Origin of the sequence: Pseudonocardia lacus, assembly GCF_018531445.1 — a bacterium.
Classification (GTDB): Bacteria; Actinomycetota; Actinomycetes; order Mycobacteriales; family Pseudonocardiaceae; genus Pseudonocardia; species Pseudonocardia lacus.
In genome coordinates this window covers 1-26,210 of the sequence record NZ_JAHDTH010000116.1, presented here as the reverse complement: position 1 = coordinate 26,210, position 26,210 = coordinate 1, and the positions used below count along the sequence as shown (strand labels likewise).

General features: G+C 74.4%; 27 protein-coding genes and 1 pseudogene. 16 read left to right on the top strand and 12 right to left on the bottom strand.

The window, feature by feature from the left end:
- Nucleotides 1–123: 123 nt before the first annotated feature.
- The 3 genes from KIK08_RS23215 to KIK08_RS23205 form a co-directional block, all read right to left on the bottom strand.
- The gene (locus KIK08_RS23215; protein ID WP_214405345.1) at nucleotides 124–1,134 is read right to left on the bottom strand and encodes a C40 family peptidase; all 1,011 of its coding nucleotides are present in this window, start codon (nucleotides 1,132–1,134) and stop codon (nucleotides 124–126) included.
- Between the two features lie 307 nt (nucleotides 1,135–1,441).
- Nucleotides 1,442–1,723, bottom strand: coding sequence for a hypothetical protein (locus tag KIK08_RS23210; RefSeq protein WP_214405344.1), 282 nt, complete (start codon nucleotides 1,721–1,723; stop codon nucleotides 1,442–1,444).
- A 101-nt stretch (nucleotides 1,724–1,824) separates the two neighbouring features.
- The gene (locus tag KIK08_RS23205; protein WP_214405343.1) at nucleotides 1,825–3,249 is read right to left on the bottom strand and encodes an NYN domain-containing protein; all 1,425 of its coding nucleotides are present in this window, start codon (nucleotides 3,247–3,249) and stop codon (nucleotides 1,825–1,827) included.
- Nucleotides 3,250–3,366: 117 nt separating this feature from the next.
- On the opposite strand from KIK08_RS23205, the gene KIK08_RS23200 reads away from it, so the two are divergent.
- A complete protein-coding gene (locus KIK08_RS23200) occupies nucleotides 3,367–5,109 on the top strand; it encodes a DEDD exonuclease domain-containing protein (protein WP_214405342.1) in 1,743 nt (580 codons plus the stop codon).
- A gap of 219 nt (nucleotides 5,110–5,328) precedes the next feature.
- Nucleotides 5,329–5,607 carry an Lrp/AsnC family transcriptional regulator gene (locus KIK08_RS23195; RefSeq protein ID WP_214405341.1) on the top strand — a complete coding sequence of 93 codons (279 nt, stop codon included), beginning with the start codon at nucleotides 5,329–5,331 and terminating at the stop codon, nucleotides 5,605–5,607.
- Between the two features lie 42 nt (nucleotides 5,608–5,649).
- Here KIK08_RS23195 and KIK08_RS23190 read toward each other — a convergent pair whose 3' ends face one another.
- The 3 genes from KIK08_RS23190 to KIK08_RS23180 form a co-directional block, all read right to left on the bottom strand.
- Nucleotides 5,650–6,432: an SAM-dependent methyltransferase gene (locus KIK08_RS23190; protein WP_308257822.1), complete on the bottom strand. Its 783-nt coding sequence runs from the start codon at nucleotides 6,430–6,432 to the stop codon at nucleotides 5,650–5,652.
- 113 nt (nucleotides 6,433–6,545) lie between these two features.
- Entirely contained in the window at nucleotides 6,546–7,601 is a 1,056-nt protein-coding gene (gene trpD / locus KIK08_RS23185) for an anthranilate phosphoribosyltransferase (protein ID WP_308257821.1), read from the bottom strand.
- 7 nt (nucleotides 7,602–7,608) lie between these two features.
- Nucleotides 7,609–8,040 (bottom strand): hypothetical protein, encoded by a 432-nt coding sequence (locus KIK08_RS23180; RefSeq protein ID WP_214405340.1) that lies wholly within the window; start codon nucleotides 8,038–8,040, stop codon nucleotides 7,609–7,611.
- A 140-nt stretch (nucleotides 8,041–8,180) separates the two neighbouring features.
- On the opposite strand from KIK08_RS23180, the gene ctaE reads away from it, so the two are divergent.
- Genes ctaE through qcrB form a run of 4 tightly spaced genes read left to right on the top strand, consistent with a single transcriptional unit; the run spans nucleotide 8,181 to nucleotide 12,541 of the window.
- A complete protein-coding gene (gene ctaE, locus KIK08_RS23175; protein WP_214405339.1) occupies nucleotides 8,181–8,786 on the top strand; it encodes an aa3-type cytochrome oxidase subunit III in 606 nt (201 codons plus the stop codon).
- Nucleotides 8,787–8,811: 25 nt separating this feature from the next.
- Nucleotides 8,812–9,669, top strand: coding sequence for a cytochrome bc1 complex diheme cytochrome c subunit (qcrC, locus tag KIK08_RS23170; protein ID WP_214405338.1), 858 nt, complete (start codon nucleotides 8,812–8,814; stop codon nucleotides 9,667–9,669).
- Complete coding sequence (qcrA, locus tag KIK08_RS23165) at nucleotides 9,666–10,829, top strand: cytochrome bc1 complex Rieske iron-sulfur subunit (protein WP_214405337.1); 1,164 nt, start codon at nucleotides 9,666–9,668, stop codon at nucleotides 10,827–10,829. Before qcrC ends, qcrA begins: the two co-directional genes overlap by 4 nt.
- On the top strand, nucleotides 10,826–12,541 hold the full coding sequence (gene qcrB, locus KIK08_RS23160) for a cytochrome bc1 complex cytochrome b subunit (protein ID WP_214405336.1): 1,716 nt from the start codon (nucleotides 10,826–10,828) through the stop codon (nucleotides 12,539–12,541). The genes qcrA and qcrB overlap by 4 nt, the downstream gene beginning before the upstream one ends.
- A gap of 310 nt (nucleotides 12,542–12,851) precedes the next feature.
- Here the strand turns inward: qcrB and KIK08_RS23155 are convergent, their stop codons facing one another.
- Nucleotides 12,852–14,057 carry a glycosyltransferase 87 family protein gene (locus KIK08_RS23155; protein ID WP_214405335.1) on the bottom strand — a complete coding sequence of 402 codons (1,206 nt, stop codon included), beginning with the start codon at nucleotides 14,055–14,057 and terminating at the stop codon, nucleotides 12,852–12,854.
- Nucleotides 14,058–14,148: 91 nt separating this feature from the next.
- On the opposite strand from KIK08_RS23155, the gene KIK08_RS23150 reads away from it, so the two are divergent.
- The 3 genes from KIK08_RS23150 to KIK08_RS23140 all read left to right on the top strand — a co-directional run bounded on the left by KIK08_RS23150 (nucleotide 14,149) and on the right by KIK08_RS23140 (nucleotide 16,127).
- On the top strand, nucleotides 14,149–15,171 hold the full coding sequence (locus KIK08_RS23150) for an LLM class F420-dependent oxidoreductase (protein ID WP_214405334.1): 1,023 nt from the start codon (nucleotides 14,149–14,151) through the stop codon (nucleotides 15,169–15,171).
- 173 nt (nucleotides 15,172–15,344) lie between these two features.
- On the top strand, nucleotides 15,345–15,515 hold the full coding sequence (locus KIK08_RS23145) for a hypothetical protein (RefSeq protein WP_214405333.1): 171 nt from the start codon (nucleotides 15,345–15,347) through the stop codon (nucleotides 15,513–15,515).
- A 336-nt stretch (nucleotides 15,516–15,851) separates the two neighbouring features.
- Nucleotides 15,852–16,127, top strand: coding sequence for a hypothetical protein (locus tag KIK08_RS23140; protein WP_214405332.1), 276 nt, complete (start codon nucleotides 15,852–15,854; stop codon nucleotides 16,125–16,127).
- A 45-nt stretch (nucleotides 16,128–16,172) separates the two neighbouring features.
- On the opposite strand, the gene KIK08_RS23135 is transcribed toward KIK08_RS23140, so the two are convergent.
- Complete coding sequence (locus KIK08_RS23135; protein ID WP_250557645.1) at nucleotides 16,173–17,540, bottom strand: FAD-dependent oxidoreductase; 1,368 nt, start codon at nucleotides 17,538–17,540, stop codon at nucleotides 16,173–16,175.
- A gap of 229 nt (nucleotides 17,541–17,769) precedes the next feature.
- On the opposite strand from KIK08_RS23135, the gene KIK08_RS23130 reads away from it, so the two are divergent.
- Both KIK08_RS23130 and KIK08_RS23125 read left to right on the top strand, forming a co-directional pair.
- Entirely contained in the window at nucleotides 17,770–18,861 is a 1,092-nt protein-coding gene (locus KIK08_RS23130; protein WP_214405331.1) for a DICT sensory domain-containing protein, read from the top strand.
- A 100-nt stretch (nucleotides 18,862–18,961) separates the two neighbouring features.
- Complete coding sequence (locus tag KIK08_RS23125; protein WP_214405330.1) at nucleotides 18,962–19,297, top strand: hypothetical protein; 336 nt, start codon at nucleotides 18,962–18,964, stop codon at nucleotides 19,295–19,297.
- Nucleotides 19,298–19,309: 12 nt separating this feature from the next.
- On the opposite strand, the gene KIK08_RS23120 is transcribed toward KIK08_RS23125, so the two are convergent.
- Complete coding sequence (locus KIK08_RS23120; RefSeq protein ID WP_308257820.1) at nucleotides 19,310–20,380, bottom strand: winged helix DNA-binding domain-containing protein; 1,071 nt, start codon at nucleotides 20,378–20,380, stop codon at nucleotides 19,310–19,312.
- Between the two features lie 104 nt (nucleotides 20,381–20,484).
- Here KIK08_RS23120 and KIK08_RS23115 point away from each other — a divergent pair, with 104 nt between their 5' ends.
- The 4 genes from KIK08_RS23115 to KIK08_RS23100 are packed head-to-tail and all read left to right on the top strand — an operon-like array spanning nucleotide 20,485 to nucleotide 23,928.
- Nucleotides 20,485–21,408, top strand: a complete 924-nt coding sequence (locus KIK08_RS23115) for an ABC transporter ATP-binding protein (protein WP_214405329.1) — start codon at nucleotides 20,485–20,487, stop codon at nucleotides 21,406–21,408.
- A complete protein-coding gene (locus KIK08_RS23110; protein WP_214405328.1) occupies nucleotides 21,405–22,187 on the top strand; it encodes an ABC transporter permease in 783 nt (260 codons plus the stop codon). Before KIK08_RS23115 ends, KIK08_RS23110 begins: the two co-directional genes overlap by 4 nt.
- A complete protein-coding gene (locus KIK08_RS23105) occupies nucleotides 22,184–23,326 on the top strand; it encodes a sensor histidine kinase (protein WP_214405327.1) in 1,143 nt (380 codons plus the stop codon). The genes KIK08_RS23110 and KIK08_RS23105 overlap by 4 nt, the downstream gene beginning before the upstream one ends.
- Entirely contained in the window at nucleotides 23,323–23,928 is a 606-nt protein-coding gene (locus KIK08_RS23100; protein ID WP_214405326.1) for a response regulator transcription factor, read from the top strand. The genes KIK08_RS23105 and KIK08_RS23100 overlap by 4 nt, the downstream gene beginning before the upstream one ends.
- On the opposite strand, the gene KIK08_RS23095 is transcribed toward KIK08_RS23100, so the two are convergent.
- Nucleotides 23,925–24,230: a cupin domain-containing protein gene (locus KIK08_RS23095; RefSeq protein ID WP_214405325.1), complete on the bottom strand. Its 306-nt coding sequence runs from the start codon at nucleotides 24,228–24,230 to the stop codon at nucleotides 23,925–23,927. The genes KIK08_RS23100 and KIK08_RS23095 overlap by 4 nt on opposite strands.
- Nucleotides 24,231–24,288: 58 nt before the next feature.
- Between KIK08_RS23095 and KIK08_RS23090 the strand changes: the two genes are divergently transcribed.
- Nucleotides 24,289–24,909: a TetR/AcrR family transcriptional regulator gene (locus KIK08_RS23090; RefSeq protein WP_214405324.1), complete on the top strand. Its 621-nt coding sequence runs from the start codon at nucleotides 24,289–24,291 to the stop codon at nucleotides 24,907–24,909.
- A 15-nt stretch (nucleotides 24,910–24,924) separates the two neighbouring features.
- Here KIK08_RS23090 and KIK08_RS23085 read toward each other — a convergent pair whose 3' ends face one another.
- Together KIK08_RS23085 and KIK08_RS40215 are read right to left on the bottom strand one after the other, a co-directional pair.
- A complete protein-coding gene (locus KIK08_RS23085; RefSeq protein WP_214405323.1) occupies nucleotides 24,925–25,740 on the bottom strand; it encodes a VOC family protein in 816 nt (271 codons plus the stop codon).
- A gap of 72 nt (nucleotides 25,741–25,812) precedes the next feature.
- Nucleotides 25,813–26,210 (bottom strand): annotated as a pseudogene (locus tag KIK08_RS40215) (3-carboxy-cis,cis-muconate cycloisomerase); the annotation flags it as partial.

The window sequence follows — 26,210 nt, the reverse complement described above, 5'->3', positions numbered from 1 at the left end:
CACCCCGACGATCTGGCGTCCCTCGTATGCTCCGCTCACAGGGGCCTCCTCGAATCGATGGCGTGCACACCTCGAGCATGAGCCGAGGGTCACGAGGAGCGGAGGCCCCGCTCCTTCATCGCATCAGATGCGCCGGGCGGTGGTGAAGTTGGCCCGGTTGACCTTCGAGTACTTGACCACGTCGCCGGTCTGCGGGGCGGCGATCATCTTGCCGTCGCCGATGTAGATGCCGACGTGGCTGATCGGCTGGTAGAAGAACACCAGGTCGCCGGGCTCCATCTGGTCGAACGACACCGGCGTGCCGACGGTGGCCTGCTGGCGGCTCGCCCGCGGCAGGGTGATGCCGATCTGCTTGAACGACCACGAGGTCAGCCCGGAGCAGTCGAAGCGTTCGGGGCCGTTGCCGCCGTAGAGGTAGGGCTGCCCGAGCTTGGTCTGGGCGAACTTGATCGCCTGCACGCCGGCGCCCGAGCCGCTGATCGGGCCGACCGGCCCGGCCACGTCCGGGCCGTTGGCGTCGCGGCGCTCCTGCGGGCTGAGCCGCTCCAGGATCGCGTAGGCCTCGGCGATCCGCTGCTCGGCGGCCTTCTTGCGGACCGCGATCTCCTGCTCGGCGCGGCCGGCCTCGTCGGCGGCGGCCTGCGCGCGGGCCGCGGCGGCGTCCGCGTCGGCCTGGGCGGCGGCGGCGCGGTCGACGATGGCCGTCAGCTCGGCGAGGGCGGCGCGGTAGTCGGCGGAGAGGGTCTCCAGGGCCGACATCTGGTCCAGGAACTCCTGCGGCGAGTCGCTGGCCAGCAGGGCGTTGAACTGGTCGAGGGTGCCGCTCTCGAACGTCGACATCGCCAACTGGTCGACCTCGACGCGGAAGCGCTCCTGCTCCGCGCGGGCCTCGTCGGCGGCGATCCGGGCCGGCTCGACGGCCGCGCGCAGCGTGTCGGCCTCGGCGCGGCGGGCCTCGAACTCGTCCTTGGCGTTGTGCCATTCCTCGGTGAGCGCCTCGGCGTCGCGGCGCACCTGGTCCAGCTGGGCCCGGGCGTCCTCGGCGTTGTCCGGCGGCGGCTGGAGGGGCTGGGCCAGGGCCGGTGCGCTGCTCAGCGTCACGGCCAGTAGCACGGCCAGGGCCACGGTGACCATCGAGGCGATCCGACGGGACGTCCGTCTGCGCTCGGACGGGCTACGCCGCAGCGACACCACGCGGATGAGTCTCCCTCCGCATCGCCCGCACATCCCCAATTCGGCGTAGTAACGCCGTCCGATCGGGGTAATGTGCGTGACCTCGCAGCGCCATCCGCGTTGTAGATGGCGACCAACCGCGAAGCCTGGCGGAGATTACGGAGAGGCATCCGGGGCGTCCAACACCGGACCCCCGCGCCCTCCGGGGGTGAGCGGTCACCCGACGGGGGCGAAGGGCGGCCAACTGCGGCGAACGGCCGCCGCCGTCTCACCCTGCGTCGCGCATCGACTCCGAACTGTCGTCGGTGGTGCTCGCTCGGCGCGGCTCGGGGGCCACCAGTCGCAATCTCGGCACCAGGCCTTGATCTGCGAGCACGGCCAGCGCGCGCCGCTCCGGTGCGTCGAACTGCACGATCGGCGCGCCGGGCGGCACCCCGGCCGGCAGCTCCGCCTCCCCGGCGGCGGCCGCGGGGGCCCCCATCAGCACGCCGATCACGCAGTCGCCGCAGGCCGCGCCGCGGACCTCGCAGCTGTCGCAATCGATGATCATGTCGCCTCCTCGACGTCGGATGACGTTTGACGACGGGGACGTTACGACCGACCACCGACAGTTCCGTCGCACCGGACTCGAACATCCGGTCGATCGGCAGGTCAGGACCGGACCAGCCGACCCAGCAGGACGGCGGAGGGCACCGCGTGCGCGCCGCACTGGCGGACCGAGTCGACGACGGCCCGGTCGGACGTGGCGACCACGACCGGGCGGCCCTGCGGCTCGACGGCGACCAGGTCGCGGATGACGTCGTCGGCCAGCACGCCGGGGTCGCTGAACAGCACGCGCAGCCCGCGGGCCCCGCGGGTGGGGGCGGTGACCACGCCCGCCCCGTCGAACACGACCGTGATCTCCACCCCGGTGCGGGCGGCCAGCGCGGCCAGCTGCCCGGCGAGGCGTTCGCGCTGGTCGGCCAGCGGCAGCTCGGGGTAGCCGGTCTTGCTGACGTTGTAGCCGTCGACGATCAGGTGCACCGCCGGCACGCTGAGCAGGGCGTCCAGGGCGGTGAGGGTGTCGACGGCGCCACCGGCGCGCCCCGCCGTCGCGCCGGCCACGAGGTCGGCCGGGCGCGGTCCGCCGCCGCCGATCGCCAGCTCGCGCCGCAGCCCGGTGACCGCGCCGCCGAGCGTGTCGAGCAGCAGCGACAGCCGCACCTCGTCGGCCTTGCGGGCCTCCTTGGCGGCCTGGCGGGCCGCGGCGACCTCGGCCGCGGCGCGGTCGGCCCGGCGCCGCTCCTCCGCGGCCCGGACGCGCTCGCGCTCCAACTGGGCCCGCACTTCGGACAGCTCGGTGGCCGCCGCGCGCCGCACGTCCTCGACGGTCCGCTCGGCCGCGGCGCTGGCGTCGAGCGCGGCGCGCAGCCGCGCGCCCTGCTCGGAGACCCGCCTGCGCAGCTGCTGGTACTCGTGCTCACGCTGGGCCCCCGCCGAGCGCTCGCGGCTGCGCGACTCGCCCAGCTCCCCGCGCAGCCGCTCCAGCTCGATGGTCAGCTTGTCGATCCGCGACAGCGCGGCGTCGAGCTCCGCGCGCAGCTCCCCGACCTCGCCGCGACGGGCGGCGGCGGCCACGACGTCGGCCGCCGACGGGTCGCCGACCAGGACGGCGGCAGCCGCCGCGGTGAGCGGGTCGTCGGCCTCGGAGGCCAGCTCGGCCGCCAGCTCGCCGGGGCGGTGCTCGTCCCACCAGGCGACCACGTCGGCCCGGAACGCCGCGGAGCACGACAGCTCGGCGACCAGCGACGCCCCGCCGAGCTTGGCCCGCTTGGCGGGGTGGAAGCGGGCCAGCCGGCGCAGCGGGACGGGCAGCTGGGCGGGCGGCATGCCGGCGATGGCGGTGGCCGCGAGCTCGGCGAGCCGGGAGCGCACGGCGTCGGGCAGGCGGTCCCAGTCGACCGCCTTGACCTCGGCCGCGTCGGGGGCGTCCGTGCAGTCGGTGGCGTCGGGTTCGGGGCCGGCCGGACCGGCGTCGTCGTCGGTCGAGCGGACAGCCCTTACCCCGGCGGGTGGGGTTGTTTCCGGGCTCGACATCAGCCCAGGTTACTTGGGTAAGGGCCGGCCCGCGGAGGACGCGCGGCAACAGATCGATACAGCCCTTCCCTGCGGTGTCGGACGTTCTGTCGGTGCGGCCGGTTAGCGTCCGCCCCCGTGCCCGAAGGAAGGAACCGAGGCGCTCCCCAACTCTCCTTCGACGAGCTCGGCACCCCGCTGCGCGAGGTGACCTTCGTCGTGCTCGACCTGGAGACCACGGGCGGCTCGAACCGCACCGACTCGATCACCGAGATCGGCGCGGTCAAGGTGCGCGGCGGCGAGCGGGTCGGCGAGCTGGCCACGCTGGTCGACCCGGGCACCGGCCTGGCCCCCCACGTCGTCGCGCTCACCGGCATCACCACCGCGATGGTCGCCGGCGCCCCGCGGCTGCCCGAGGTCCTGCCGTCGGTGCTGGAGTTCCTGCGCGGCGCCGTCCTGGTGGCGCACAACGCGCCGTTCGACTCCGGCTTCCTGCGCGCGGCCTGCGAGCGCCACGGCCAGCTCTGGCCGCGCCCGCCGGTGCTGTGCACCGCCCGCCTCGCCCGCGCGGTCCTGCCCCACGACGAGGCCCCCAGCGTCCGGCTGGGGGCGCTGGCCCGGCTCTTCGGCACCGAGACCACCCCCACCCACCGGGCCCTCGCCGACGCCCGCGCCACCGTCGAGGTGCTGCACCGGCTGCTGGAGCGCGTCGGCAACCTCGGCGTGCAGAGCCTGGAGGAGCTGCTGGCGCTGACCCGCGAGTCCGCGCCGCACCGGCCCACCTCCGGCCAGCGGCGCAAGCGCGAACTGGCCCGCGACGTGCCCTCCGCGCCCGGCGTCTACCTGTTCCGCGGCCCGCGCGACGAGGTCCTCTACGTCGGCACCAGCGGCGACCTGCACCGCCGCGTCCGCAGCTACTTCACCGCCGGCGAGCGGCGCCGCCGCATCCGCGACATGGTCACCCTCGCCGAGCGCGTCGACACCGTGGTCTGCGCGCACGCCCTGGAGGCCGGGGTGCGCGAGCTGCGGCTCATCGCCGCCCACCAGCCCCGCTACAACCGCCGCTCCCGACGCCCCCACCGCGGCTGGTGGGTCGTGCCGACCAGCGAGGCGTTCCCCCGGCTGTCGGTCGTCACCACCGCCCGCGACGGCGCGATGGGCCCGTTCCGGTCGCGCCAGGACGCCGCCGCCGCGGTCGACACCATCCTCGACGCCGTCCCCCTGCGGCCCTGCACCCAGCGGATCCCCGCCACCGGCGCCAGCGCGACACCCTGCGCCCTGCACGAGATCGGCCGCTGCGCCGCGCCCTGCGCCGGCCTGCAGACCCCGCGGCAGTACGAGCCGGCCGTGCTCGCCCTGCGCGACCTCACCGCGGGCACCGACAGCACCGCCCTGGGTCGGCTCGCCGACCGCGTCCACGACCTCGGCGAGCGCGGCCGCTTCGAGCAGGCCGCCACCCACCGCGACCAGCTCGCCGGCCTGATCCTCGGCCTGCACCGCTCCCAGCGCCTCGCCGCCCTCGCCGCGATCACCGAACTGGTCGGCGCCCGCCCCGACGGAGCCGGCGGCTGGGAGATCGCGGTGGTCCGCCACGGCCGCCTCGCCGCCGCCGGCGTCGCCCGCCGCGGCACCCCGCCGATGCCCGTCATCGACGCCCTCAGCCTGGGCGCGCAGACGGTCCTCCCCGACGACGGACCGTTGCGCGGCGCCCCCGCCGAGGAGGTCCACCTGCTGCACCGCTGGCTGACCACCGGCGGGACCCGGCTGGTCCGCGCCGAGCCCGCCTGGGGCGAGCCGGCCCGCGGGGCCGCGGCGTGGATGCCGTGGGCGGAGAAGGCGCGCCCGGTGCGCGGAGATCCGGAGGAGGCGGGGCTGAGCTGAGCCCCTGCGGCGTCGGCGAACCCCAGCACCGCGCGCACCACGTGGTCACGCACCGGCCTCCGCTCCGCACGTCTGCCGGACCTCCTCGCAGAGTCACCATGGTCTTCGCAGGCTCCACGGCACCTGCGAAGACCACACCGCCCCTGCGAGGACGCCCCCAGGCCCCGGGGCACTAGCGTTCGCCCGTACCCCGCGCCGCCCCACCCGAAGGAGCCGTTCGTGATCACCGCGTTCGTCCTGGTCCACACCGCAGCCGACCGCATCCCGGAGACCGCTCAGGCCATCGCCGACCTCGACGGCGTCTCCGAGGTCTACTCGTGCGCCGGCGACGTCGACCTGGTCGCGGTCGTGCGGGTCCGCGAGCACGAGCAGTTGGCCGACGTGATCGCCGGGGGGTTGAGCAAGGTGGAGGGGGTGCGCAGCACCGACACCCACATCGCGTTCCGGTCCTACAGCCAGCGCGACACCGAGGCCGCGTTCTCCGTCGGGCTGGACTGACGACCGGGCTGGACTGACGACCGGGCTGGACCGGACGGGCGGTCAGCCGGGTTTGCGGGCGATCCCGCCGTAGGCGTCGATCTCGGCGGCGGGGCCGTCGGCCCGCCACCGGGTGATCGACACGATCCCCGGGTCGAGCACCTCGAGGCCCTGGAACCAGCCGGCGATCTCGGCGACGGTGCGCAGGCGGTAGGGCGAGCCCAGGCCGGCCTGGGCCGAGGCGGCCGCCCTGGCGACCCCGCTGGTGTCGGTGGCGTCCCACAGGGCGAGGCAGCTGCCCGGTGGCACCGCGTCGAGCACCCGCCGGATGATCGTGCGGGCCTCCTCGGCCTCCTCGACGTACCCGAGCACGCCCATGAACAGCACGGCGACGGGCTGGTCGAGGTCGAGCAGCTCCGCGGCGCCGGCGAGGACGTCGTCCGGGTACCGGTAGTCGGCGTCGACGAAGAGCGTGGCGCCCTCGGGGCTGGTGCTGCGCAGCAGCGCGCGGGCGTGCGACAGCACCAGCGGGTCGTTGTCGACGTAGACGACCTTCGCGGCCGGGGTGACGCCCTGGGCGACCTCGTGGGTGTTCTGCGCGGTGGGCAGGCCGGTGCCGACGTCGAGGAACTGGTGCACGCCGGACCCGGCGAGGAAGCGCACCGCGCGGGCCAGGAACTCGCGCGAGCTGACGGCGTAGTCGGAGATGATCGGGGCGACGGCCTTCACGGCGTCGCCCACCGCGCGGTCGGCGGCGAAGTTGTCCTTGCCGCCCAACCAGTAGTTCCAGATGCGGGCTCCGTGCGCCACGTCGATGCGCAGGTCGACCTGCTTCCCCTCGATCACGTGGCAGCTCCCGTCGGCGGGCGGACCTGTCGGCGCCGAACCGTAGAGTCACAGCCGGTGACTCCGGCGGTTCACCCTGTCGGACTACCCGCAACTCGGCCAGGTGATGCGTGTCACGCCCGTTGGGCTGTGGAGAACTCCGCCCAGCGGGCCAGTACCCCGGCCGCCGCACCGGAGTCCACCGCGGCCGCCACCCGTTCCAGCGCACCCGGGAAGGCGGCCAACGGGTCGGCGTGCGGGCCGTCGAACGCCACCACGGCGCCGGCCGCGTTCAGCAGCACCGCGTCGCGCACGGGGCCACCCCCGCCGGCGAGGACGTCGCGGAACACCCGGGCGTTGACCTCGGCGTCGCCGCCGCGGAGGTCGTCGCGGGTGGCGGGGGCGATCCCGAAGGCGGCGGGGTCGAGGGTGGTGGTGCGGACCTCGCCGTCCCCCACCACCCGGACAGTGCTCGTGGTGGTGGTCGTCAGCTCGTCGAGGCCGTCGTCGCCGCGCACGACCAGCGCCGACGCCCCGCGCCCCGCGAACACCTCGGCGATCACCGGGGCCAGCCGGGCGTCCGCGCAGCCCACCAGTCCGGCGGCCGGCTGGGCAGGGTTGGACAGCGGGCCGAGCAGGTTCATCGCCGTGGGCACGCCCAGCTGGGCGCGGACCGGGCCGGCGTGGCGCATGGCCGGGTGGAACACCGGGGCGAAGCAGAAGCCGATGCCGACCTCGGCCACGCACGCCGCGACCCCGTCCGGCGGCAGGTCGACGGCGACCCCGAGGGCCTGCAGGACGTCGGCTGCGCCGCTGGCCGAGGACGCCGCCCGGTTGCCGTGCTTGACCACCGGGACGCCGGCGGCGGCCACGACGACGGCCGCCATCGACGAGATGTTCACGGTGTTGGCCTGGTCGCCGCCGGTGCCGACGACGTCCACGGCGCGCACCGGGACGTGCACCCGCCGCGCGTGCCGCAGCATCGCGGCCGCGAGCCCGGCGACCTCGTCGGGGGTTTCCCCCTTGGCGCGCAACGCGACCAGGAACCCCGCCAGCTGCACGGGACTGGCCTCGTCGGACAGCACCCGGTCCATGACCCAGGCCGTGTCCTCGGCGGCCAGGTGGTCGCCGCTCAGCAGCCGCCGCAGCAGCCCCGGCCAGGTCAGCTCGCCGCCCACAGCCCCGCCCACGCCCCGGTCAGCCGTGCAGGGCCGGGTCGGCGCCGCGACCGGCGCGGCGCAGGACGTCGGCGACGGTCTCGGCGGCGGTCAGCGGGTCGAGCGGGTGCACCAGCACCGCGTCGGCCTGCGACCAGGTGGCGAGCCAGCGGTCGTCGCGGCGGCGGGCGGTGACGACGATGGGCGGGCAGTCGTCGATCTCGTTCTTCAGCTGGCGCGACAGCCCCATCCCTCCGGTGGGCTGCGCCTCGCCGTCCAGGATGGCCAGGTCGACCCGGCCGGCGTCGGCGGCGGCGAGCACCTCGGCGATCCCGCCGGCCTCCAGGAAGCTGACCCGGCCCAGGTCGGGCGCCGGGCGCCGGCCGATGGCCGTGATGATGGCCTCCCTGACCTCGGGTCGGTGGCTGAACACCAGCACGGTCAGGCTCGGGCGGGCGGCGGGGCTGCTCACGGCGCGAACTCTAGACCGCACGCCGGGAGACCGGGTCGGGTCCCCGGCCGGGCGGCGCCGCCGAGCCGTCCACGACAAGTTGTAGAAGAAACACCGTCCCCGACAGGCCGTAGAAGTTGGCCGGGGGTCATAATGCCCGCGTGACGACAGCCGCCCCCACGATCAGCGCGCGCATCCACTCGCTGAATCGCCCGAACCTGGTCAGCGTTGGCACGATCGTCTGGCTGTCCAGCGAGCTGATGTTCTTCGCCGGGCTCTTCGCGATCTACTTCACCGCGCGAGCGCAGGTGGCCCCCACCGAGGGATGGCCCCCGCACCCCACCGAGCTGAACGTCCCCTACGCGCTGGGGGTCACGATCGTCCTGATCCTGTCGTCGTTCACCTGCCAGTTCGGCGTGTTCGCCGCCGAGCGCGGCGACGTGTTCGGGCTGCGCCGCTGGTACATGCTCACCCTGGCGATGGGCACCTTCTTCGTGCTCGGCCAGGTCTACGAGTACATCCAGCTCGTGCACGAGGGCACCACGATCTCCTCGGGCCCGTACGGCACGGTGTTCTACCTCGCCACCGGCTTCCACGGTCTGCACGTCACCGGCGGCCTGGTCGCGTTCGTCTACCTGATGATCCGCACCAAGCTGAGCAAGTTCACCCCGCAGCAGGCCACCGCGGCGATCGTCGTGTCGTACTACTGGCACTTCGTCGACGTGGTGTGGATCGGCCTGTTCGCCGTCATCTACTTCATCCGCTGACCGTCGAGGGCGAGAAGACGCACCGATGACCACCACCACACCCCCTCCCCCGACGCCGCAGGCCGGAGCGGGCAGAGGACCCCGCACGCGGTTCCGCCGGCGGATCGCCGGCGCGGTCGCGCTGGGCGTCGGGCTGCTCGTCGCCGGCGGCGCGTACGTCGCGCTGACCCCCGAGGCCAACGTCGCGCGGGCGCAGAGCGAGGACACCGCCCTCATCGCGCAGGGCCAGCAGCTCTACAACAACGCCTGCATCACCTGCCACGGCGGCAACCTGCAGGGCGTGCAGGACCGCGGCCCGAGCCTCATCGGCGTCGGCGACGCCGCGGTCTGGTTCCAGGTCTCCACCGGCCGCATGCCGCTCGCCCGCCAGGAGGCGCAGGCCCAGCGCAAGCCCCCGGTGCCGCAGTTCGACCCGAACACCGAGGAAGGCGCGGCGAACCTGGAGGCGCTGGGCGCCTTCATCCAGGCCAACGGCGGCGGCCCGACCCTGCCCACCAGGGAGGGTGAGCAGCTGATCGGCGACAACCCCGCCCGCGGTGGCGAGCTGTTCCGGCTCAACTGCGCGTCCTGCCACAACTTCACCGGTCGCGGGGCGGCGCTGTCGTCGGGCAAGTTCGCCCCGTCGCTCGACCCGGCGACGCCGGACGTCATCTACGCGGCCATGCTCACCGGCCCGCAGAACATGCCCAAGTTCTCCGACCGCCAGCTCACGGTGGAGGAGAAGGAGGACATCATCGCCTACGTCCTGTCCGTGCGGGGCAACAACAACCCCGGCGGCAACGACCTCGGCGGCATCGGACCGGTGTCCGAGGGCCTGATCGCCTTCATCGTCGGCCTGGCCGGCATGATCGGCTTCGCACTCTGGCTGGGGGCCAAGTCATGACCACATCGCGACACGACGAGCCGCCGTCGCTGGGCGCGGAGAACCCGAGCCCGGCGCACGTCCCGACCCGGGCCGAGCTCGACGACATGGGCCCCGAGGAGCTCGCGGTCCTCGCCGCCCGGTTGGACGACGTCGAGATCGTCCACAACCAGCGCAAGTGGCCGGTCCCGGGCACCCGCGCCGAGAAGCGCGCCGAGCGCGCCGTCGCGCTGTGGTTCCTGATCTCCGCGCTGTCGGCCGTCGCCTTCATCGGGGTCTTCCTCTTCTGGCCCTACGAGTACGTCGCACCCGGCCAGCCCGGCCACCAGCTGTACTCGGCCTACACGCCGCTGGTCGGGCTGTTCTTCGGGCTGTCCGTGCTGGCCCTGGGCATCGGCGTCATCTCCTACGTGAAGAAGTTCTTCCCGGACGAGGTGTCGGTGCAGCAGCGCCACGACGGCCCCTCCGACGAGGTCGCCCGGCGCACGGTGATCGCCCAGCTGGCCAAGGCCGGCAAGGACACCGACATCGCCCGCCGCTCGCTGATCAAGCGGACGGCCGGGCTGGCCGCCGGCGTGTTCGGCCTTGGCCTGGGCATCGCCGCCGTCGCCCCGCTGATCCGCGACCCGTGGAAGGGCCGCGAGGAGGCCGACCTGTGGGTCACCGGCTGGAAGCCGGTGAACGGCGAGACGGTCTACCTGCGCTACGACACCGGCGACCCGTCCGAGATCGCCCTGGTCCGCCCCGAGGACCAGGACCCGGGCTCGATGATGACGGTGTTCCCGTTCCGCGAGTCCGAGCGCGGCGACGAGGAGGCCCTGGTCAAGGCGCTGCGGAAGTCCGACAATCCGGTGATGCTCATCCGCCTGCGCCCCGGCACCCCGGTGACGCTGCGGGAGGGCCAGGAGGACTTCCACCACGGCGACTACTACGCCTTCTCCAAGATCTGCACCCACCTGGGCTGCCCGACCTCGCTCTTCGAGTCGCAGACCAACCGGATCCTCTGCCCGTGCCACCAGTCGCAGTTCATCGCGACCGAGTACGGCAAGCCGGTCTTCGGGCCGGCGGCACGCCCGCTCCCCCAACTGCCCATCACTGTGAATGACGAGGGTTACCTCGTGGCCACGGGGGACTTCCCCGAAGCCATCGGGCCGTCCTTCTGGGAGATCCACGGGTCATGAGTTCGATAACCACACCCACCACGTCCAGCGGCGGCCTGAAGGACCGGGCGGCCGGAGCCCTCGACGAGCTCGACCAGCGCTACCACCCGGCGGCGGGCCTGCGGAAGCAGTTCAACAAGGTCTTCCCGACCCACTGGTCGTTCATGCTCGGTGAGATCGCGCTCTACAGCTTCATCGTGCTGCTGCTCTCGGGCACCTACCTCGGCCTGTTCTTCGACCCGTCCATGGTCGAGGTCACCTACAACGGGCCGTTCGAGAACCTCCGCGGCGTGCACATGAGCCGGGCGTACGAGAGCGCGCTGGAGATCTCGTTCGAGTACCGGGGCGGGCTGTTCGTCCGCCAGATCCACCACTGGGCCGCGCTGCTGTTCATGGCGTCGATGTTCGCCCACATGTTCCGGACGTTCTTCACCGGCGCGTTCCGCAAGCCGCGCGAGGCCAACTGGGTCATCGGCATCCTGCTGATCTTCATCGGCACGTTCGAGGGCTTCTCCGGCTACTCCCTGCCCGACGACCTGCTCTCCGGCACCGGCCTGCGGATCGCCTCCGGCATCACGCTGTCGACGCCGGTCGTGGGCACCTGGCTGAACTACATCCTGTTCGGCAGCGAGTTCCCCGGCACCGAGATCATCCCGCGGCTCTACATCGTGCACGTGCTGCTGCTGCCGGGCATCCTGCTCGCGCTCATCGCGGTGCACGTGGGCCTGGTGTGGTACCAGAAGCACACCCAGTTCCCGGGCGCCGGGCGCACCGAGAAGAACGTCGTCGGCGTCCGGATCCTGCCGGCGTTCGCGGCCAAGGGCGGCGCCTTCTTCGCCGTCTCGGTCGGTGTCATGGGCCTGATGGCCGGGCTGTTCCAGATCAACCCGATCTGGAACCTCGGCCCGTACAACCCGTCGCAGGTCTCCGCCGGCTCCCAGCCCGACTTCTACATGGGCTGGTCGGACGGCATGGCCCGGCTCTGGCCGGCCTGGGAGTTCGTGATCGGCGACTACACGATCCCGGCGACGTTCATCCCGACGGCGATGTTCCTGCCGGTCATCTTCGTGCTGGCCGGCGCGTACCCGGCGATCGAGAGACGGTTCACCGGGGACAACGCGCTGCACAACCTGCTGCAGCGCCCGCGCGACGTGCCGGTCCGCACGTCGCTGGGCGCCATGGCCATCGCGTTCTACCTCGTGCTGCTGGTCTCCTCGGCCAACGACTGGTTCGCCTACTTCTTCGACGTGTCGCTCAACGCCACGACGTGGATGGGCCGGATCGGCCTGCTGGTGATCCCGCCGATCGCCTACTGGGTGACCTACCGGATCTGCCTGGGCCTGCAGCGCGGCGACCGCGCGGTGCTGGAGCACGGCATCGAGACCGGCATCATCAAGCGGCTGCCGCACGGCGAGTTCATCGAGGTGCACCAGCCGCTGGCCGGCGTCGACTCGCACGGCCACGCCATCCCGCTGGAGTACCAGGGCGCCCCGGTGCCCAAGCGGATGAACCAGCTGGGCATGGGCGGCGCCCCGGTCCCCGGCTCGCTGCTCACCCCCGACCCGCCGGAGCAGACCGCGGCCCTGGAGAGGGCCCGGCGCGAGGAGGAGGCCGCCGAGGCGGCGCTCCACCGCGGCGACGAGGGCGACGCGAACCGCGAACGCCGGGTCGAGGAGCGCCAGGCGCTCGCCGGCCGGCCGGACGCCGGACGACCGAAGGACCTGACGGACTGATCAGCGCTCTTCACGAGGGGCCCCGCCGTGATGGCGGGGCCCCTTCGTCGTTGCGCTCCGTGGCGTCCGCGGCGCCATTCGGCGAGGGGCGGGGCGGGGCGTCCTCGCAGCGCGGGGCGAGTGTCCTCGCAGCGCCGGGTGGGTGCCGCAGCGCTGGCGGAGTCGTCGCAGCCCGCCGGCGGGCTGCGAGCACACCCCTGAGTCTGCGAGGGCCCGCCGCGCCCGGCGTCCCCCCAAGCCCCCCTGCTCGATCTGAGGTCGCCCGCCGCGAAGGCGCCGCCGGAGGCCCCTCAAGAACGCCGGAGACCCCTCAAACCGCCGGAGGCCCCTCAAACGCCCGAGGCATCCCGCCTCGGGCGCCGAACCCCACCACCCCCAGCACCACCACGAACACCACCAGGTAGGCGTCCGGGAAGAACGAGATCACCCCGGTGCTCGGGATCGGCCCCACCACCGGCCCCGGTAGCGCCGTGATCACCGCCAGCGTCGTCCCCAGCACCGCGGCGAACCCCCACCACGACCCGCGAGCCGCCAGCGCGACGAGCATCGGCACCACCCACACCCAGTGGTGCGACCACGCGAACGGCGACGCGGCGGCCGCGCAGAGGCCGCACAGGCTCAGCGCGAGCACCTCTTCGCCCCGATCCGCCAGCCGCACGGCCACCGCCAGGGTCGCCGCGACGAGCAGGGCCGCGCAGACGAGGTAGACGGCTGTGGCGACCGGTCCGGGGCCGAGGAGGCGGGTGACCAGGCCGTTGACGGAGTGGTTGGCGTTGCCGTCGACGGCGGCGATGCGGTCGGCGGCGGCGAAGGTGCCGCGCAGCCAGTACCGCACGGAGTCGGCGGGGGCGAGCAGGAAGCCGAGCGCGCCGGCGGCGACGAAGGTGCCGACGGCCGTCGCGGCGGCCCGGTACTGCCGGCGCAGCAGCAGGAAGGCGACGAACAGCAGCGGGGTGAGCTTGACCGCGGCGGCCAGCCCGAGGCCGACCCCGCGCCAGCGGCTGTCGCGCCGGCCCAGCAGGTCGCCGGCCACCAGGGCCAGCAGCACGATGTTGATCTGGCCGAGGTACAGCGTGGTGCGGACGGGGTCGAGCCAGGTGGCCAGTGCCGTCACCAGCACCACCGCGGCGACCGTCGGCGGCCCCGCCGGCACCCCGACGGCGCGCGCGCAGCGGCGGGCCACGAGGGCCAGCAGGACGAGCCCCAGCGCGGTCCAGAGGACCTTCAGCACCGGCATCGGCAGGAGCGCCAGCGGGGCGAACAGGACCGCGGCCACCGGCGGGTAGACGAACGGCAGCAGGTCGAGCACGACGCCGTGCTCGTAGAGCGGGCGTCCGTCGAGCAGGTACCGCCCGCCCGCCCGGTAGACCTCCAGGTCGATCAGCAGGGTGTGGGCGTCCGGCCAGATGGTCAGCACCACCGCGTGCCCGACCAGCGCGAGCAGTGCCGCGCCCGCCGCGACCGCGAGGGCCACCGGTGCGTGCACGGCCCGCTGCCGCGGCTGAGCGCTCGTCACGGCCCGCGACGCTACCGGCGCGGCGCTGTCGTCCCGCGCCCGCGTCGACCATCATCGAGCCGGGCGCGTGATCGACGAGGAGGAGCGGCGGATGAAGGTCGATATCGGGGTGCGCAGCACCGGGCTGGCGGACCTGGCCACCGAGGTCCGCGGGCGGGAGGAGGCGGGCTACGACGGGCTGTGGACCGCGGAGACCGCGCACGACCCGTTCCTGCCGCACATGGTGATCGCCGAGCACACCGAGCGGGTGGCGATGGGCACCGGCATCGCGGTGGCGTTCGGCCGCAGCCCGATGACCGTGGCGAACACCGCGCACGACCTGCAGGTGCTGTCGGAGGGCCGGTTCCTGCTCGGGCTGGGCAGCCAGATCAAGCCGCACATCGAGCGCCGGTTCAGCATGCCGTGGTCCAGCCCGGCCAAGCGGATGCGCGAGTACGTCTCGGCGCTGCGGGCGATCTGGGCGGCGTGGAACGACGGCGAGAAGCTCGACTTCCGCGGCGACTTCTACCAGCACACGCTGATGACGCCGTTCTTCACGCCGGCGCCGAGCCCGTGGGGCCCGCCGAAGGTGTACCTGGCCGCCGTGGGCGAGCTGATGACCCGCACGGCGGGCGAGGTGTGCGACGGCCTGCAGCCGCACGCGTTCACCACGGCCCGCTACCTGGAGGAGGTCACGCTGCCGATCGTGCACGAGGGGTTGGCGAGATCGGGGCGCAAACCCGCCGACTTCTCGATCAGCTTCGGCGGCTTCGTGGTCACCGGCCGGACCGAGGAGGAGATGGCCGAGGCGGCCCGGGGCACCAGGCAGCAGATCGCCTTCTACGCCAGCACCCCCGCCTACCGCCCGGTGCTGGAGCTGCACGGCTGGGGCGAGCTGCAGACCGAGCTGAACCGGCTGTCCAAGGGTTCGGACCCGCAGCGCTGGCAGAAGATGGGCGAGCTCGTCGACGACGAGGTCCTCGACGCGTTCGCGGTCACCGCCGAGCCGGACGCCCTCGGCGCCGCCGTGCTGGAGCGCTGGGGCCGCTGGGTCGACCGGTTCTCCTTCTACGCCCCCTACCGCCATTCCGACGACATGTTCGCGCCGGCCATCGACGTACTGCGGAAGGCCTAACCATTCGGCCAGTCGTTCTCCGAACGGAGTAGCGATTCCGGGCGAACAGGTGCAGCCGGCAACGAGTGCATTACGGCCGGTTTGAGGAGTGCGCCTGATCGGGAACTCGTGCCCCGATCGGGAACAAGCCCGAGCACATCCGAGCGGAATCGGATACCTGAGAGGACACGACAATGGTCGCGATCGTCGCCGCGGTGCTGTTCGGCCTGGCCCTCATCTTCCGACTGGCCGGTGTCGCCCTGGAGGTCATCACCTGGGACGTGCTGATGCTGGCCGGTCTGCTCTGCGTGGGCCTGCACCTGGCCGGGATCGGCACCCGCCGCCGGTCCTACAGCCGGCGGTAGGGACGACGGGCGGCTCACCGCCCCCACCTGCGCGAACGCCCGGGAGACCAGTGGTCTCCCGGGCGTTCGCGCGTCCCGGGCCGGACCCCGGTCGACCACGGGGTGTCCGCCCCCGTGGTCGAGGCCGACCGGGGGAAACCCCTGCCTCCGGTGAGCCCGGGTGTGCGGCCGTGGTGACTGGCGCTACAGTGATCGGCATGCGCATCGCCCTCGCTCTCGCCGCGGCAGTACCGCCGCGCGCCGGCTGAGCCAGGCCGCCGGCGCGCGCATTCCCCACCACTACCGAGGCCTGGCTCGGGTCACCTGCCCCGCAGAACCCCGCCACTGGAGCCGATCATGACGATTCTCGACGTCTCTCCCCGCTCGACCTACGCCCCCCGCCTGCAGCGCCGCCACGAGATCGTGACGACCGGCGGCATGGACGGCGTCCTGTGCGTCGGCGACGCGCTCCGCGAGTGCGGTTTCCCGGTCCGCGACTTCACCGTCGAGGTCCACGAGGGCGTGCCCTACAGCTCGGTCCTCTGCACGGTCTCGGTCACCGACGCCGAGTCGGCCACCTTCACCGAGCGCATCGGCGCCCTCCCGGCCGTCGTCTCGGTCGACCGGTACTGATGTCCGGTCGGCTCGGGCGGACTGCCCCGCCCGAGCCGTCGGCGGTCAGCGCGCCGGCACGCCGCGGGCGTGCTCCAGCATCTCGGCCATGTCCGCCACCTTGACCCGCTCCGCCTCCCGCAGGCCGCCGCGGCGCACCTCCTCGGCGTCCAGCCGCAGCCAGCCCGTCCAGTCGACCGGGTGCACGCCGTGCGCGGCGAGGGTCTCCCGCAGCGCCTCCGGCTCCGGGTGCGCGGGTGCCGGCAGCGACGGCAGGTCCTCCAGCACGGCGGCCACGGTCTCGGCGGCGTCGGACTTGTTGGTGCCGATCACCCCGGTCGGACCGCGCTTGATCCAGCCGGTGACGTAGGCGCCGGGCACCCGCTGCCCGTCGCGGAGCACCCGGCCGGCCTCGTTCGGCACGATGCCGCCGCGCTCGTCGAACGGCAGGCCGGGCACGGGCTCGGCGCGGTAGCCGATCGCCCGCACGACCAGCCCGACGTCGAGCGCCTCCAGTTCGCCGGTGCCGCTGACCCGGTCGTCGGCGGAGACGGTGTTGCGCTCGGCGACCACCGCGCTCACCCGGTCGTCGCCGTCCAGGCGCACGGGGCTGCGCAGGAACCGCAGGTGGATGCGGCGGGCGCCGCCGGTCGACGGTGCGCTCGCCCAGCCGCGCAGGATGTCGAGGTTCTGGCGCTGGCGGCGGTCCGCCGGCTCGGGGACGCCGGCGGCGAGCAGGCCGTCGTCGTGGACCAGCACGTCGACGTCGGCCAGCTCGCCGATCTGGCGCAGCTCGGCGGGGGTGAACCGGACGTGCTGGGGGGCGCGCCGGATCAGCACGTGCACGTCGCGCACGGCGCTGGAGCGCAGGAGGTCGAGCACCTGGTCGGGCACATCGGTGGCGGCCATCTCCTCGGGGTCGCGGGCGAGCACCCTGGCCACGTCCAGCGCCACGTTGCCGGCCCCGACGACCGCCGCGCCCGGGTGGTCGAGCCGCGGCGCGAGCCCGATGTGGTCGGGGTGGCCGCAGTACCAGCTGACGAACGGCCCGGAGCCGTACGAGCCGGGCAGGTCCTCCCCCGGGATGTCGAGGTCGCGGTCGATCGAGCTGCCGGTGGCGTGCACGACGGCGTGGAAGTGCTCGCGCAGGACGTCGAGCGGGACCCCGCCCTCGCCGATCCGCACCCCGCCGAGGAACTCCACCTCGGCCGGGTCGAACGGGCGCTGCAGCACCCGGATGACCGACTTCATCTTCACGTGGTCGGGCGCGACCCCGTAGCGGACCAGGCCGTACGGGGCGGGCAACCGGTCGAGCACCTCCACGCTCACCGGCTCGCCCGAGGCCAGCAGCGCCGCCGCCGCGTAGAGGCCGGACGGTCCGGCGCCGATGACCGCGACCCGCGCTCGCCCGCCGCCGATGTTGCCCTCGTGCATGTGCCCTCCTCCGTCACGGCCGTCGGGTCGGCCGTGTCCTGGACGTCGGCGAACGGCACCGGGTGGTGGAGCGGTGCCGGGCTGTGCTTCCGCCGGTGGGCCAACCCTACGTCCCCGCCACCCGGACGGCCGTCAGTCATCCGACGCGTCGTCACCCTCCGACGAGCCCCTTGCCCTCTGCCGTTCGGCCGTCCGGGAGCGCGGCGACCGGCCGCTAGCCTGTGGGCCCGTGGAGACCTCCGGTCAGAACCTGTTCGGCAAGCGGGTGCTCGTGGAGCTCTCGCACGCCATCGAGCAGTTCGCGCTCGCCGCCCGCCCGGGCGATCCGCTGGTGGTCCTCGCGATGTTCCAGAAGGCGTCGTACTTCGCCCGCGAGCAGGCGGTCTACCGCGACATCGCCGCCCGCGGCGCGGTCACCGTCGTCGGCCTGGCCGAGGACGTCCCGCCGGAGCTGCCGCCCGGCGTGCGGCACTGCCTGTTCCCCGGCTCGGACGAGCTGGCCCGCGAGTGGAGCGTCACGGTGCTCGGCCCGCGCGGCGGCGCGACGCTCGTGGCCACCGACCTGGAGACGGTCGACCCGGGCGCGGCGACCCTGGAGGAGGGCAGGCGCTTCCGGGCGGGCTGGTCCTTCCGCCGCGCCGACGCCTACGGCGAGGTCCTGCGCCTGCGCGGCAGGCTGCGCCTCCCACCCGACCTGCGCGACCAGGTCGACGAGGTCCTGCACGCCGTGCTCACCGAGCCCGAGCCGGCCCAGCAGGACTGGTGGAACGTGCCGCTGCGCTTCCTGGCCGGGCGCACCGCGGTGAGCGTCGACGAGCGCACCCGGCTGACCGCCGTGCTGGCCGCCACCGACGCCGACGACACCGAGCGCGACCCGCGCACCGGCCTGCACACCGAGCGGTTCCTGCACCGCTGGACCGCCGGGCTGGGCGGCAGCCTCCCGGTCGGCCTGGCCCTGCTGCGGGTCCCCGGGCTGGCCGGGCTGCGCGAGCAGTTCGGGCTGCGCGCCGCGACCGACGCGCTCGCCGGCGTGACCGGCTGCGTGCGGGACCTGCTCGGCGAGGGCGACCGGCTGGTGCGCCTGGACGAGGAGGACTTCCTGGCCGTGCTGCCGTCCTGGGCGCCGGACCGGGTGCTGCGGTTCTGCGAGCAGGCGTGCGCCGGGATCGCCGAGCTGGACCGGGTCTACCCGTTCGTCGCGCTGCCCGCGGCCGCCGCGGCGACGGTCACCCGCAGCCGGCCGCTGCCGCTCGACGAGCTGCGGGAGCGGGTGGGTGAGCGCGACGCGGTCTCCGCGGAGGTCGAGCCCGCGGAGGTCTAGTGCCCGGGCCATCCGTGCGGTGACCACATCCGTGCACCGGGTCGGCGACATGCCGGGCAGTAGCCTCGTTCGGGAACGACCCCGATGGAGGTGCGGGCAGATGAGCGAGACCGACCCGCACATCCACGTCGAGCAGAAGGTGCTGGAGGCCGGCCCCACCGTCCGCAACCTGATCTCGTCGATGCTGGGCCGCGCCACCGACGCGCCGAGCGTCGTCACCACAGGTTGCGGCATTCGGGTGGCCTACGCGATGACCTCGCCCCGTCCGGAAAGCGTCACCTGCCTCGCCTGCCGAGAACATGCCCACCGGGAGTACCTGCGCTTCGCCGACCAGTTCGAGCGCATGGGCCCGACGCCTGGCGCGATCATCACCGACGACCAGTTGGCCGAGGCTGTGGAACGGCTCCGGGATCTCGCGAAGAGGTTCTCGGGATAGTGGGTGACCGCGTCAGCTGTCGGCGTCGTGGAAGGCGGTGAGGCGCTCGGCCTCCTCCTCGACGGCCCGCTGCCACGCCGGGTCCAGCGGCGCGAAGGGCTGCCACCGCAGGCCCCCGTCGACCGTCCAGGTGCCGGCGACCCGCCCGTCGACCAGGAACGTGCGGATCGACTGCGGCATGCGCACGTGGAAGACCTTCGAGCGGTGCTCGTCGGGCAGGACCTGGGCGCGGCGGGCGTGCGCGAGCAGGACCGCCTCCCACTGGCCGAGGAACCGGACCGGGGCCGGGGTGTCGGCGTCGGGCAGCGGCGCGTCGGGCAGGTCGACCAGCTCGCCGCCGGCCTCGTCGGCGAAGCGGCGCAGCTCCAGCCGGGCCAGCACCGCGCGCGCCTCGGTGACCGACCAGCCGCAGAAGCTCGCCACGTCCTTGGCCGACGCGGGTCCGAACGCGCCGAGGTAGCGCCGGGCCAGCATGTCGCGCGAGGCGGCGACGTCGAGCGGCGGATCGGGGACCAGGTCGGGGCCCGCGAGGGCGTAGACGTGGGCGCGGGGACGCTCCCACGTGCCCGCCGAGGGGTGGCGGACGAGGTCGACCCACAGCTGGACGCCCGGCCAGACCTCGCGGGGCAGCCCGTCGGCGAGCAGCCGCTGCTGGAGCTCGGCCTGCTTGAGCGGGCCCTCGGCCAGGTACCCGCGCACCAGGTCGGCCACCGCGTCCATGTCGACCTCCCCCGCCGCCCCGGCGCTGCGCTGCCACCACACCCGGCGCGGCGCCCGCACGGCCTCGGTGAACGGCGGGTAGTCGGCCGCGGCGACCATGTGGATGGTGCAGCGCATCACCCAGCCCTGGACGATCTCCCCGGCCAGCAGGGCGGCGGTGAGCTGCTCGCGGCGGAAGTCGCGCACCCTCGACCACATGCCCACGTAGCCCGACGGCGCGTACTGCGTCTGCAGGCCGGCGACCCGGCCGGCGACCTCGGGCAGCGACAGCCCGGACCGCTCCAGCAGCAGCTGGCGGGCCAGCACGGCCCGGTTCAGCTGCGCGACGGTCAGGGTCGGTCCGGCCGGCGTCCGCTTTCTCACACCGGCAGTCTGCCGCCCACCCCCGACAGCCGTGACATTGGTCAGGTCCGGCTCATGATGTGCTCCACTGCCGGCCGCGGCACCCGGGCGGCATCGTTGCCGGCATGGACGCGCGAGTACTGCAGATCGAGGGGGTGCGGCACCGCTACGGCGCGCTGACCGCCGTCGACGGGGTCGACCTCCGCGTGGCGCCCGGCGAGTGCGTCGCGCTGCTTGGCCCCAACGGGGCCGGGAAGACGACGCTGATCGGGCTGGCGACCGGGCTGCTGGCCGCCCAGGAGGGCCGGGTGCGGGTGTGCGGCGGCGACCCGCGCTCGGCCGCCACCCGCCGCCACCTCGGCGTCGTCCAGCAGACGATGGGCTTCCCCACGACGCTGACGGTGGCCGAGCTGGTGCGCGGGGCGGCCGTGCGGGCCGGGCGGCCGGCCGCCGCGGCCGGGCCGGTGCTGGCCGAGGTCGGGATCACCGACCTGGCCCGGCGCCGCTCGGCGAAGCTGTCCGGCGGGCAGCGCCAGCGGGTCGCGCTGGCCATGGCCCTGGTCGGCGACCCCGACCTGCTGCTGCTCGACGAGCCGACCGCCGGCCTGGACGTGGCCGCGCGCCGCACGTTCTGGCAGGTGCTGGCCCGGCGCCGGGACGCGGGCGTCGGCATCCTGCTGACCACCCACATCCTGGAGGAGGCCGCGTCGACGGCCGACCGGGTCGTGGTGCTGCACCGCGGTCGCGTGGTGGCCGAGGACAGCCCGGGCGGGCTGTCCGCGCGGCTCGCCGACCGCACCCTGACCGCCCGCAGCGGCGTCGACGTCGTGGTGCTGCGCGGCCTGCCCGGCGTGCTCACCGCCGTGCGCGACGGCGAGCGCGTGCGGGTGACCAGCGCCGAGCCGGAGCGGGTGCTGCGCGCCTGGCTCCCGCTCGACGACGCGCTGGGCGAGCTGCGGGTGGAGGGCGCCGGCCTGGAGCAGGCCCTGTTCGCCCTCACCGACGACCGATCCGAGCGGGACGACGAGACGATGGGGGTGCCGGCATGACCGCGGTGGTGGAGCGGGCCGTGGAGCGCCGCGAGGGATTCGACGCGCGTGTGCTCGGGGTGGAGGTGGCCGAGGGGCTGCGCGCGATCCTGCGCGAGCCGACGGCGCTGTTCTTCGCGGTCCTGATGCCGGTGCTGTTCTTCGCGCTGTTCGCCGGGATCTTCGGCGGCTACACCTCGCCGTCCGGGCTGCCGGCCGCCGCGACGATGCTGGCGACCTACGGGACGTTCACCGTGGCCACGGTGATGATGGTCAACCCGGGGGTGACCGTGGCCGACGACCGCACCCGGGGCTGGCTGCGGGTCAAGAAGGTCTCCGGGACCCCGATCGCCGTCTCCGTCGCGGCGAAGGTGATCGCCGCGCTGCCCTACGCGCTGCTGTCCCTGTTGGCGATCAGCGCGGTCTCGCTGCTGGTCGCCGGCCCGGTGCTGGACGTGGGCACCTGGCTGCGCCTGGTCGGGGTGCTGCTGCTGGGCGGGCTGCCGTTCGCGCTGCTCAGCCTGGCCGTCGGGTTCGTGGCCTCGTCGAACGCGACGGTGGCCATCCTGAACGCGATCCTGTTCCCGATGTCGATCGCCTCGGGGCTGTGGATCCCGCCGGAGATGCTGCCCGGCGTCGTCCAGGCGATCGCCCCGGTGCTGCCGACCTTCCACCTGGCGCAGCTCGCGCTGGGCCAGCTGACCGGGGCCGGGGGGCTCGGTCACCTGGTCGCGCTGCTGGTCAGCACGGTGGTCGCGGCCGCTCTGGCCGGTCTCGCCTACCGTAACCTGCGGGTGTGAGCGGAGCGGCGGAAGGGCCGCGGCGCCCCGCCCGACGGTGGGGCGCCGCGGCCCTGCGCGCCTGGTGGGACGACTCGCCCAAGCGGTGGCGCCCGGCCACCTTCGTCACCCTGTTCTGGGTGAGCGCGCTGCTCTACATGCCGCTCTTCGACGCGGATGCGCCCGGCTGGGTGTACGTCATCGGCGCGCTGACCATCGCCGTCTACGTGCCGTTCTACCTCGCCGTCGACCTGCGGCCCGGTCCGCTGCGCGACTACGGCGAGTGGATCAGCACCGGGTTGGCGCTGCTGGTCACCCCGGTCAACCCCGGCGGCGCCGTGCTGCTCGTCTACGCCGGTGGCATCGCGGGCAGCCACCGGCGGCGCACGGTGGCGCTGCGCTGGCTGGTCGGGCTCACCGCGCTGGTGGTGCTGCTGACCGCGCTGTCGCAGATCCCGCTGCCCTGGCGGTTGTGGGCCTTCGGCCCGCACGCCGTGCTGATCTGGGTGATCGGGCTCATCTGCATCGAGGCCGGCGCCGAGGGCCGCGCCGCGCAGGCCCGCAGCGCCCAGGTCGAGCACCTGGCGACGGTGGCCGAGCGCGAGCGGATCTCCCGCGACCTGCACGACCTGCTCGGCCACACGCTGACCGGCATCGTCGTGCGCTCCCAGCTGGCCCAGCGGCTGGTCGCGGCCGACCCGGACGCCGGCGTCGTCGAGATGGCGGCCGTCGAGAAGGCCGCCCGCGAGGCGCTCGCGGAGGTCCGGGCCACGGTCAGCGGCTGGCGCCAGATCGACTTCGGTGCCGAGCTGGACAACGCGCGGGAGGCGCTCACCGCCGCCGGCGTCGAGCTGGTGACCACCCGCGACCCCGACCTCACGCTCACCCCGTCCGCGGAGTCCGCGCTCGGGCTGGCCCTGCGCGAGGCGGTGACGAACGTCGTTCGCCACTCCGGGGCCACCCGGTGCGTGGTCAGCCTCACCGGCTCCGGCGAGGAGGTGGCCCTGGAGGTCACCGACGACGGCGTCGGCGGCGGCCGCGACGGCACCGGCCTGACCGGCATGCGCGAGCGGATCGCCGCGCTCGGCGGGGAGGTCCGCCGGTCCCTGCACGGTGGCACCGCGCTCGTCGTGACCCTCCCCCGGGCGGTGGCGACGTGACGATCAGGGTCGTGCTGGCCGAGGACCAGGGCATGGTGCTCGGCGCGTTCGCCGCGCTGCTGCGCCTGGAGCCCGATCTCGACGTCGTGGCCACCGCGACCGACGGGCCCAAGGCGCTGGCCGCCGTCCTGGAGCACGACCCGGACGTCCTGGTCACCGACGTGGAGATGCCCGGCATGAGCGGGCTCGACGTCGCCGCGGCCCTGCGCCGCGACGGCAACCGGGCCCGCGTCGTGATCGTCACGACCTTCGGCCGGTCGGGCTACCTGCGCCGGGCGCTGGACTCCGGGGTGGCCGGCTACGTGCTCAAGGACGCCCCGATCGACCAGCTGGTCGGCGTGGTCCGCCGGGTGCACGCCGGCGAGCGCGTGGTCGACCCGCAGCTGGCCATGGCCGCCTGGGACGCCGCCGACCCGATGACCGACCGCGAGCGCGACGTCCTGCGGCTGGCCGCCGACGGCCTGCCCAACGGCGAGATCGCCGCGCGCCTGCACCTGGCCGAGGGCACCGTGCGCAACTACCTGTCGACGGCGATCACCAAGCTCGGGGTGCGCAACCGCATCGAGGCGGCGCGGATGGCCCGCGACCGCGGCTGGCTCTAGCGCGCGGGTTCCTTCAGCTCCACGAACAGCGAGTGCGACACGGTGTCGCCGATGTTCTCCCCGATGTGGGTCTGGGCGGGCACCCAGCCCGCCTCGTGCCGGCTCTTGCGCACCTCGACGCTGCGCCCGCCCACGGTGAGCCGCCGCTGGAAGGTGCTCAGCGGGATGATCACCATGTCGGGGTGGCTGTGCTCGCAGGTCCGGTCGCCGGGACGGTCGCGGTACTCCAGCACGCGGACGCGCTCGTTCTCGAACACCACGGAGTAGAACTGCGGGTCCGTGTGGACGGGGTCGAGGCTCATGGCGACTCCTTCGTGGGACGGAAGTACCATGAAGGACAGTAGAGTACCGTGAGCGGTGATGGCAACGCCCTACGAACAGACCGGCCGCCGCAACCAGAAGGCCCGCACCCGGCAGGCCCTCGTCGCGGCCGCGCGAGAACTCCTGGCCCGCGGCGTGACCCCCACCGTCGAGGACGCCGCCGAGGCCGCCGCGGTGTCGCGGACCACCGCCTACCGCTACTTCCCCAACCAGGCCGCGCTGATCGGCGCCGCGCACCCCGAGATCGACCAGGCCTCGCTGCTGCCGGCCGAGGGGGCGCCCGCGGACCCGCGCGACCGGCTCGACGTGGTCCTGCGGGAGGCCACCCGCATCGTGGTCGACTGGGAGGCCCAGCTGCGCGCGTCGCTGCGGCTGTCCCTGGAACCCGGTGCCGACCCGACCGGGCCGGTGCTGCGCCGCGGTCGGGTCATCGGCTGGATCTGCGAGGCGCTCGAGCCGCTGGCCACCACCCACCCGGACATCGACCGGCGCGCGCTCGCCGTCGCGATCCGCGCGGCCACCGGTGTCGAGGCGTTCGTCTGGCTGGTGGACGTGGCCGGCCTGACCCGTGACGAGGCCGTCGCCACGCTGCGCTGGAACGGGCGGGCGCAACTGCACGCCGCGCTGCAGACCGGTGGTCCACCGGGCCGCGGCGGGTGACGGGTCGCCCGGTCCCTACCGCTCCGGTCGGTAGGTGTTGACGGCGAACTCGACGCCCTGCGGGTCGGTCAGCTCGGCGGTCCGCACCGGCTCGATCGTGCGGGGCCCGACGCGCACGGTGGCCCCGAGCTCCACCGCCCGCCCGACGGTCTTGTCGGTGTCGGACACCGCGAAGGTGACCGTCCAGCGGGCGTCCGCGCCCGGGCCGACCCAGCCCACGCAGTTGGAGAAGTCCTCGGGGACGCCGCCCGCGGCGTGCCGCTCGCGCAGGCCGGGGTAGAACCGCTCGAGGACGTCGGCGTAGCCGGGCAGCACCCACATCGAGCTCTCCCCCAGCGGGACCGTCCGCCAGCCGAACACCTCCGCGTAGAACGGCTCCACGGCGGCCGGGTCGGGGGTCTGCAGGTTGCTCCAGTTCCAGGCGCCGTCGGCGCCGTCGTTGACCACCTGGGCGCCGCCGCGCCCACGGGCCTCCCACAGCCGGAACACCGCACCGGCCGGGTCGGCGACCGTCGCGGTGCGCCCGGCGCCCTCGACGTCGGCCGGCGCGGCGAGCAGGCGCCCGCCCGACCGCCGCACCGCGGTCGCGGCGTCGTCCACCCGGTCGACCCGGACGTAGGTGGTCCAGCCCGGCTCGGTCGGGCCGCCGGGCGGCCCGCCGATGCCGGCGACGTCGCGCCCGTCGAGGCTGCCCACCAGCCCCGCCGGGGTCTCCCGGATGTGCCAGCCGAACAGGTCGCCGTAGAACCGCGCCGCGCCCGCCGGGTCGGGGTGGGTCGTGTCGATCCAGCAGGGGACGCCGTGGGCGTAGCGGTCCGCGTCTTCAGCCATGGCCGCGACGCTACGAGCCGCAGCGGTCATTTCCTGTCCGCAATACCCCGCCGCCGTGCACGCGGCCCGGCTTCACCCGCTGACGGCCGGCTCCGCCGGGGCGAAGCCCGTGCGGTCGGCCAGGAACCGGTCGACCAGCTCGGCCGCGTGCCCAGTGCCCTCGCGCCCCTCCGGCACCGGAACCGCGTCGTCGGACGGCGACTCGAACAGCCCGGTCGCCGGCCGTCGCCGGCGCGGGAGGTTGGCGGCCATCCGCTCGGTGTGCACCTGCAGCCCGGTCAGCGACGTCCGCAGCCGGGACGCGGCGCCGCCGGCCGCGGCCAGCAGGTCCGACAGCGTCTGCCACTCGGCGTGCCACGGGCCCGCGGCGCGCTGGTGCTCGTGGTCGGCCGAGGCCAGCAGCGTCGCGGCCAGGCCGGGGGCCCGCCGGGCCGCGGCCCGCGCGGTGACCGCGGCGATCGGGTTGCGCT